This is a genomic window from Acidovorax sp. GW101-11A03 (assembly GCF_059424825.1).
The window spans coordinates 36,975-43,561 of sequence record NZ_JBWKZU010000046.1; the positions used below are offsets into that span (position 1 = coordinate 36,975).

8 protein-coding genes are annotated in these 6,587 nt (G+C 68.8%); 1 reads left to right on the top strand and 7 read right to left on the bottom strand.

Features of this window, described 5'->3' with window-relative positions; translation table 11 throughout:
• Positions 1–15: 15 nt before the first annotated feature.
• Entirely contained in the window at positions 16–1,272 is a 1,257-nt protein-coding gene (locus AC07Z7_RS18105; RefSeq protein ID WP_494767138.1) for a glycosyltransferase, read from the top strand.
• Here the strand turns inward: AC07Z7_RS18105 and pseI are convergent.
• The 7 genes from pseI to AC07Z7_RS18140 all read right to left on the bottom strand — a co-directional run.
• On the bottom strand, positions 1,231–2,289 hold the full coding sequence (pseI, locus tag AC07Z7_RS18110) for a pseudaminic acid synthase (RefSeq protein WP_494767139.1): 1,059 nt from the start codon (positions 2,287–2,289) through the stop codon (positions 1,231–1,233). The two genes, AC07Z7_RS18105 and pseI, sit on opposite strands and share 42 nt — an antisense overlap.
• The gene (locus AC07Z7_RS18115; protein WP_494767140.1) at positions 2,286–2,984 is read right to left on the bottom strand and encodes a class I SAM-dependent methyltransferase; all 699 of its coding nucleotides are present in this window, start codon (positions 2,982–2,984) and stop codon (positions 2,286–2,288) included. The genes pseI and AC07Z7_RS18115 overlap by 4 nt, the downstream gene beginning before the upstream one ends.
• Before the next feature lie 4 nt (positions 2,985–2,988).
• Positions 2,989–4,281, bottom strand: coding sequence for an MBL fold metallo-hydrolase (locus tag AC07Z7_RS18120; protein ID WP_494767141.1), 1,293 nt, complete (start codon positions 4,279–4,281; stop codon positions 2,989–2,991).
• Between the two features lie 28 nt (positions 4,282–4,309).
• Positions 4,310–5,188, bottom strand: a complete 879-nt coding sequence (locus AC07Z7_RS18125; protein WP_494767142.1) for a class I SAM-dependent methyltransferase — start codon at positions 5,186–5,188, stop codon at positions 4,310–4,312.
• Positions 5,189–5,191: 3 nt separating this feature from the next.
• The gene (locus tag AC07Z7_RS18130; RefSeq protein ID WP_494767143.1) at positions 5,192–5,899 is read right to left on the bottom strand and encodes a WbqC family protein; all 708 of its coding nucleotides are present in this window, start codon (positions 5,897–5,899) and stop codon (positions 5,192–5,194) included.
• Positions 5,896–6,408, bottom strand: coding sequence for a GNAT family N-acetyltransferase (locus AC07Z7_RS18135; protein ID WP_494767144.1), 513 nt, complete (start codon positions 6,406–6,408; stop codon positions 5,896–5,898). Before AC07Z7_RS18135 ends, AC07Z7_RS18130 begins: the two co-directional genes overlap by 4 nt.
• The coding region (locus tag AC07Z7_RS18140) for a hypothetical protein (RefSeq protein WP_494767145.1) at positions 6,405–6,587 on the bottom strand (183 nt) is incomplete at its 5' end. The genes AC07Z7_RS18135 and AC07Z7_RS18140, both read right to left, overlap by 4 nt.

The following is a 6,587-nucleotide window of genomic DNA, read 5'->3' on the forward strand; positions in this document are numbered from 1 at the left end:
GGCGGGCACATCGCCATGATGCTGCCCGTCATCCGCGCGCTGCGCGCCGCGAAGCCCGGCATCCACATCGACCTGCTCGCGCTGACGACGGCGCGTTCGGCCGCCGAGGCCGTCGGCGAGAAGCCGCTCGGTTTCTCGGATCTCGCGCACCTGGCAGACACGGGGTTCACGCAGGAGTGGGGCGGCCGACTCGCCGAGGGCAACGTGCATCCGGCGGTGGACCCCGCCGAGACCGCGGCGTACATCGGTGTCAACTACTGGGATCTCACGCAGCAGCACGGGGCCGACGGTGCCTGTGAGCTCTACGAGCGCGAGGGGCGCTACTGTTTCTACCCGATCCATTTCTTCCGGCACGTCATCCGCGAGCTCGTCCCCGACGTTGTGGTCGCCACGAACTCGCCGCGCAGCGAGCAGGCGGCGCTCGATGCCGCGATGGAAGCAGGTATTCCGACGGTGTCGATGATCGACCTCTTCGCGATGGCGGGTGACGCGTACCTCCGGCGCGCGCGCCACGCGGACCGCGTGACAGTCATGCTGCCACAGGTGCGCGACAATCTCGTCGCGGCCGGCATGGACGCCTCGCGCATCGTGGTGACGGGCAACCCGGCGTTCGACAGCCTTTTCGACCTGGCGCAGCGCCGCGCCGCGGAGGAACTGCGGCGCTCGCTGGGGTGGGAAGGCCTCAAAATTTTCCTTTGGGCCGGCATCATCGAACGCCTGCCGAGCGAAGGCGGCGCCGTCGCCCCGGGCACTGCGTTCGGCGAGGCGGCGGAGGCCGCGTTGCGCCGCTGGGTCGCGCGCCGCGAGGACGTCGCGGCCATCGTGCGCTACCATCCGAACGAGGCGCACCATTTCGCGGCGCAGCCGCCGCAGGAACGCGTGTACCTTTCCTGCCCGCTGCGCGACCCGCTGCATCCGCAGATCCTCGTCGCGCACACGGTGCTCGTCACCGGTTCCACGGTGGGCGTTGAGGCGGCCAGCGCGGGGATCCCGGTGCTCTCGCTGGAATCGTCCGGTTCCAACGGCGTAATGAGCTATGAGAAGCTGGGCATCAGCCGCGGCGTGCCGAACCTCGCGGCACTTGAGGCCTGCCTCGACGAGGCGGCCGATTCGGTGCCGGGCGCCGCTTCCGCGCGGACACAGCCGGGGCCCGCCAGCCCGCGGATCGCGCAGGAAATCATCGCGCTCGCCGGGTGTCGAGCGCGGCCTCCCATCGGGCGGCCGGGCACTTCAGCCGAGGATGTCCCAGGAGACGGCGGTGCCCTTCTTTAGCTCGCCGCGCGCCTTGTGCTGCAACATGACGCCCAGGTACTTTGGGGGCAGGCCAAGGCCCGGCCGTATGGCACGCACGTTGCGTTCGGTGAAGGCCTCGCCGGCCGCCATGTCTTCCACTACGTAGAGCGAGCGCCGGTAGCGCAGCGACTTCAGTTCCGCTTCCGTGGGACCGTACTGCACGCCGCCCAGGCTGCGCCACGCGCGCTCCGTTTCGTCGACGAGCGAGCGGAACTCGTGCGGCTCCAGCGAGAACGTGGAATCCACGCCGCCGTCGGCGCGCGCTAGCGTGAAGTGCTTCTCGACCACGGTGGCGCCGAGCGCGACGCTGGCCACGGCGGCGCCCACGCCCATCGTGTGGTCCGACAGACCGACCTCGCAGCCAAAGAGCTCGCGCATGTGCGGGATGGTGCGCACATGAGTGTTGTCCGGCGTGGCGGGATAGGTGCTCGTGCACTTGAGCAGCACGATGTGCTTCGCGCCGGCGCCGCGCGCGGCGCGCACGGTTTCATCGAGCTCGGCGGCCGTGGCCATGCCGGTGGAGATGATGAGTGGTTTGCCCGTGGCGGCAACCTTGCGCACCAGCGGCAGGTCCGTGTTTTCGAAGGACGAGATTTTGTAGCAGGGGACGTCTAGGCTCTCGAGGAAGTCGACTGCGGTGGCGTCGAACGGCGTGGAGAAACCGGCCATGCCGTGGTGGCGGCAGCGCTCGAAGATGGCCCGGTGCCATTCCCAGGGCGTGTGGGCTTCCTGGTACAGGTCGTAGAGCGTGCGGCCTGTCCAGAGGTTCGCGGGATCGGACACGAAGAACTCTCCGGTGGACAGCGGCAGCGTCATCGTGTCGGCGGTGTAGGTCTGGATCTTCAGGCCATGCGCCCCGCTCGCTGCGGCGGCATCGACGATGGCGAGCGCGCGGTCCAGCGAATGGTTGTGGTTGCCGGACATCTCCGCGATCACGAAAGGCGCGTGGCCAGCGCCGACCTTGCGCCCGGCGATCTCGAAAGCTTGCGTGCTCATGGGGCCTCCTTCGGTGCCGCGGCGAGCGGGTAGGCGTCCTTTTCCTTGTAGAGGAAGGACATCGCGACGCGCTCGGACGGGTCGGTCGCGAAATGCCGGCCCGCGTGCGAGAAGCTGCGCTTGGCAAACAGGTGGTAGCCCGCCGAGCCGGTGAAGAGGGCCGGGTAGTCCTGCTTGTAGGAGAACAGGCCCGGCCGGTGGTGGTATTCCCGCCGGTGGGGCAGATGCGGGTCGAAATCGAGGATCACGAGGAAGCCGCCCGGCCTCAGGACGCGGTCGGCCTCGGCGACGGCAGACAGCAGCTCGGTGCGGCCGACGAGGTAGAGGCAGAAGCCGAAGTACACGACATCGAAGCTCGCGTCCGCCCAGGGCAGCTTGTCGGCGGTGCCGGTGCGCAGGTCGACGCGGCCCGAGGCGCCGAAGCGCTCGCGGCCGTGCCCGATGGCCTTGCTGGAGGGGTCGAGGCCCGCAGCCCGCGCGTCGAAGAAGCGGGCGAGCCATTCGGTCTTGTGGCCGTCGCCGCAGCCAATCTCGAGGATGTCGTTGATCGATTCGCGGAAGGGCGCCAGCTCGGAGACGAGGAGGTCGCACTCGAAATGATTCTCGCGCGCCTCGTAGGCGCTACGGTTGCGCTCGAACCAAGCGTCGCCTTCCTTGTCGAGGAAGACGCTGGTCTGCGGTGCGGCGGAAGTCATGCGGTTACACCCGGAGGAGGTTTAGCAGGAAGTAGACGACGGGATCGTAGCGGTTCGGCACGCGCTCGTAGTCCAGGAAAAGGGCAGCGTCGGCGATGTTCCACGAGACGTGGCCGAGCAGCATCATGATCATCAGGGTGCGGGGCGCGCGGATGCGCAGGAACGGGCCCTCGACGGCGTTATCGCGCGGCACGGCGGCTACTTCGGCACTTCCGAGCGGGAGCAGGAGGACCTGTGCCATCTCCGGGGTGTCGAGCACGAGCTTCCATTCAGGATGGACGTGATTGGCTTCCTGGTAGCCCCAGAGGCGGCTGCGCGCCTGGCGCACGAGGCGCTCGAGCGGCACGCCCGAGGCGAACTCGAACTTCTCATGGTCGTAGCGGTAGTTCGCGTTGATGCCGTCCAACCACGCCTGACGCTCCTCGTCGCTGTAGTCGCGGTAAGGCGCTTCGGGGCTGTGGCGACCGGTCTCCAGGTCGAAGCGCTGGCCGGAGTTGACGAGCAGCAGGCGGTCGGCGAGCCCGGCGCGGGCCATGGGCTCGCGCATGGCCGCCGGTGTCGCCGGGTGGGCCACGTATTCATTGAGCGCGGCGCGAGAGCCGGCGATCGCGTACTGGTCGGCAAAAGGGATCACGCGTTTCGGGTCAAGGGCCTTCACCGTGTCGATGAAGGCACCGCCGCGCATCTCGCGGATGCGGTCGCGCTCGGCGCGCTTTTTTTCATCGGTGAGGTTGATGTAGCACGAGGGGTAGCCCGAGCCGCCGGAGTACGGGAGCATGGCGAGATCGGGCCGACCGTAGGTGGAACGCACGTACTCGATCATCGCCGGGTGGGGCTGGCAGTCGTTGGCGTTGAAGATCACGTAGCCGTCCCAGCGCAGCACGAGCGCGGAGTCGATCGCGCTGGCCATCGCGTCGGAAGGGTCGGGCTCGACCATGTCGGCCACGAGACCGGGCCGCAGCTCCACCGGCGAGCGCGGCGGGATGATGCGGATGTCCTTGAAGCCCAGCTTGTTGCGGACGAGGAAATCGACGACGAAGTTAGGCTTGCGGCCCATCACCAGCACGGTCGCGTTGCGGTCCAGCTTTTCCAGCGTGCCGAGCGAGCAGTGGTCCTCGTGGATGTGCGAGATGTAGATGTAGTCGAGCCGACCGACATCCTCGACGTGCGCGCCGAGCGGCGGGAAATGCACCCATGAGCCGTGGAAGATGCCGTCGTCCAGCCACGGGTCCATCAGCATCCGCACGCCACGGTGCTCGAGGATGGCCGTCGCGCCGCCGAAATTGAAGAGTTCCATGCGCCCCGCGTCCCCTGGTTGTTCCGGCTTACCGCGCCACCGCGAAGGCGACCACCTGGCGGCCGAGGTTCAGCCCCGCCAGCGCGCGGTAGTAGTCGCGCATTTCCTTCGTCTTGCCCTGGGCCCGCAGGTTCGCTTCGAACGCCACGCGCTTGAGGTGACAGGCGCGGCCCAGCTCGGCGTCGCTCACGTAGCGGTCGCCCATGAGGAGGAATATCTCCAGCGGGAAGGAGGCCTCCAGCACGCGCACGGAGAAGCCGCTGCCTTCCAGCAGCGCGGTGAGCGTGGTGCCGCTGAAGTAGTTGAGGTGGGCCGGCGGCGCCACCCACCATTCGGTCAGGCCGTGCACCGCCTGGCCGACGGTCTGGAAGGTGTTGAATTCGTTGGGCACGTCGATGACGAGCACGCCGCCAGGGCGGATGACCTTCTCGCGGATCTCGCACACGACGGCCTCGGGATCGGCCAAGTGTTCCAGCACGTTGAGCAGGGTGACGGCATCGAAGCGCTCGCCGAAGACGTCCATGCGGTCCATGCCGGCCTGCTTCACCGTGAGGCCGGTCTTCGCGCCGTGCGCGATGGCTTCTGGCGCGGGGTCGAAGCCGTGGCCCACGACGCCGCGCGACTGCCAGCGCGCGAGCGCCTGGCACCAGCCGCAGCCCACGTCCAGCAGCTTCAGGCCGTCGGAAGGCTGGCCGGTGAGCTCCACGATGGTCTCGAGGAGGTCGTCATAGTGGCCTTCGTAGAAGTCGCGGTCGCGGTCGATCGCCTGCAGGCCGGAGTCGTTCAGGCCCTGGTAGCTGGCCGCGTAGAACTCTTGCGCGTAATAGTGTGAGATATCCTCGGGCGAAGGCGTCGGGTCGATCTGTAGGAAACCGTAGCGGGGATTTTTTTTCAGCGGGTGGGTCATGGGTCAAGGCTTCGCGTTGTCCGGCCCGGCGATGTACCGCGCAAGGCCCTGCCAGCCGATGTTGGCGACGACGTCGAGCACGGAAAGGTGGCTCACGAAGCCGGAGGCGCCCTGCTGCGGGTAGGCGGGAGCGGGGAACTCGTCGAATTCTAGTTTGATCGCGTACTGGTCCCCGAAACCGTCGGCCTCGAGGTATTCCCGCGCACCGGGCGGGGAAATGTAGGTGGTGGCGCCCAGGTGCGCGCAGAGGGCCAGCACGCGCCCGGTGCGCGCTCCGCCGACGCCCAGCTCGCTGGCGCGCAGGCGCTCGGTGGCGAGGCCCAGCGCCTCGCAGCAATGCTCGATGAGCGCGATGTTGAGAAGGGCGAGCGAGGTGATGCCGGTGCTGTCTGCGGCCCGGCGCATGAGGCCAAGCGCCTCTTCCGCGTGCGGGTGCCTGCCGTAGGCGTTCGTGACGAGGGCGAGATGCTTGCGGCGCCAGCGCGCGGCGTCGTCCACCTGCACCTCCAGCAGCGATTCGCCCAGCCGCTGGCGGCGCGCGGGCACGGTGAGCCAGCGCGGCTGCCCGTCCAGCAGGACGCGGTTGCGCTGGTGCCAGGTGCCGCGCTCGTACTGCGCGTCGTCCAGGTACACGAAGCGGCCGGCGCGCGCGATGAGCCGCAGGTAGCCCGCCCATGGCATGTAGGTGGGCTGCATGATCGCGACGTTCATGGCGCCTGCCACTCCGCGCGCAGGAGTGCCCAGCGTTCCTGGTCGAGGAAGCGGCCGCCTTCCCGGATGGACTCGCGCTCCGTGCCTTCGCTGCGGAAGCCCAGGCTTTCGTAGAGGTGCCGGGCGCGCGGGTTGTCCTGGCGCGTGTGAAGCCAGACACGGTTCATCGCCAGCGGCCCGAACGCTTCCGCGAGGCCCAGCGCCATCGCCTGGCGCCCGATGCCGCAGCCCTGCACGAGGGCATCGCCGATGTAGATCTGCAGGTACGCGCTGGCGTGGCGGCGGTTGAGGTCGAGCAGGAAATTGCCGCAATGGGCGCTGTCCACGTCGATGGCCCACGCGGCGAGACTAGCGTGCCGCTGCCGCCATTGCCGGTGGCCTTCCAGCGTGACGGCGCTCGTGATGCCGAAGCTCGCGCGGATGGTGGGGTCGTTCAGCCAGCGCACGGTGGCCGCGTCGTGCTCGTCCGCCCAGGGGACGAGGCGCACGCTGGTGGCCGCGCGGATCATCGTGCGCGCTCCGCCATCCAGCCGGCCAGTCGGTCCGCGCCCAGGCCGTCGACGGCTTTCATCAGCCGGCCGCGCTGGCCGCGCAGCGCGTCGGGGTCGCCCAGCCAGCGCGCCAGCGCCGCGCGCGTGCCTTCGCCGAAATCGCTGGCCTCGCCGAGGTCGAGCAGCCAGCCTTCGCG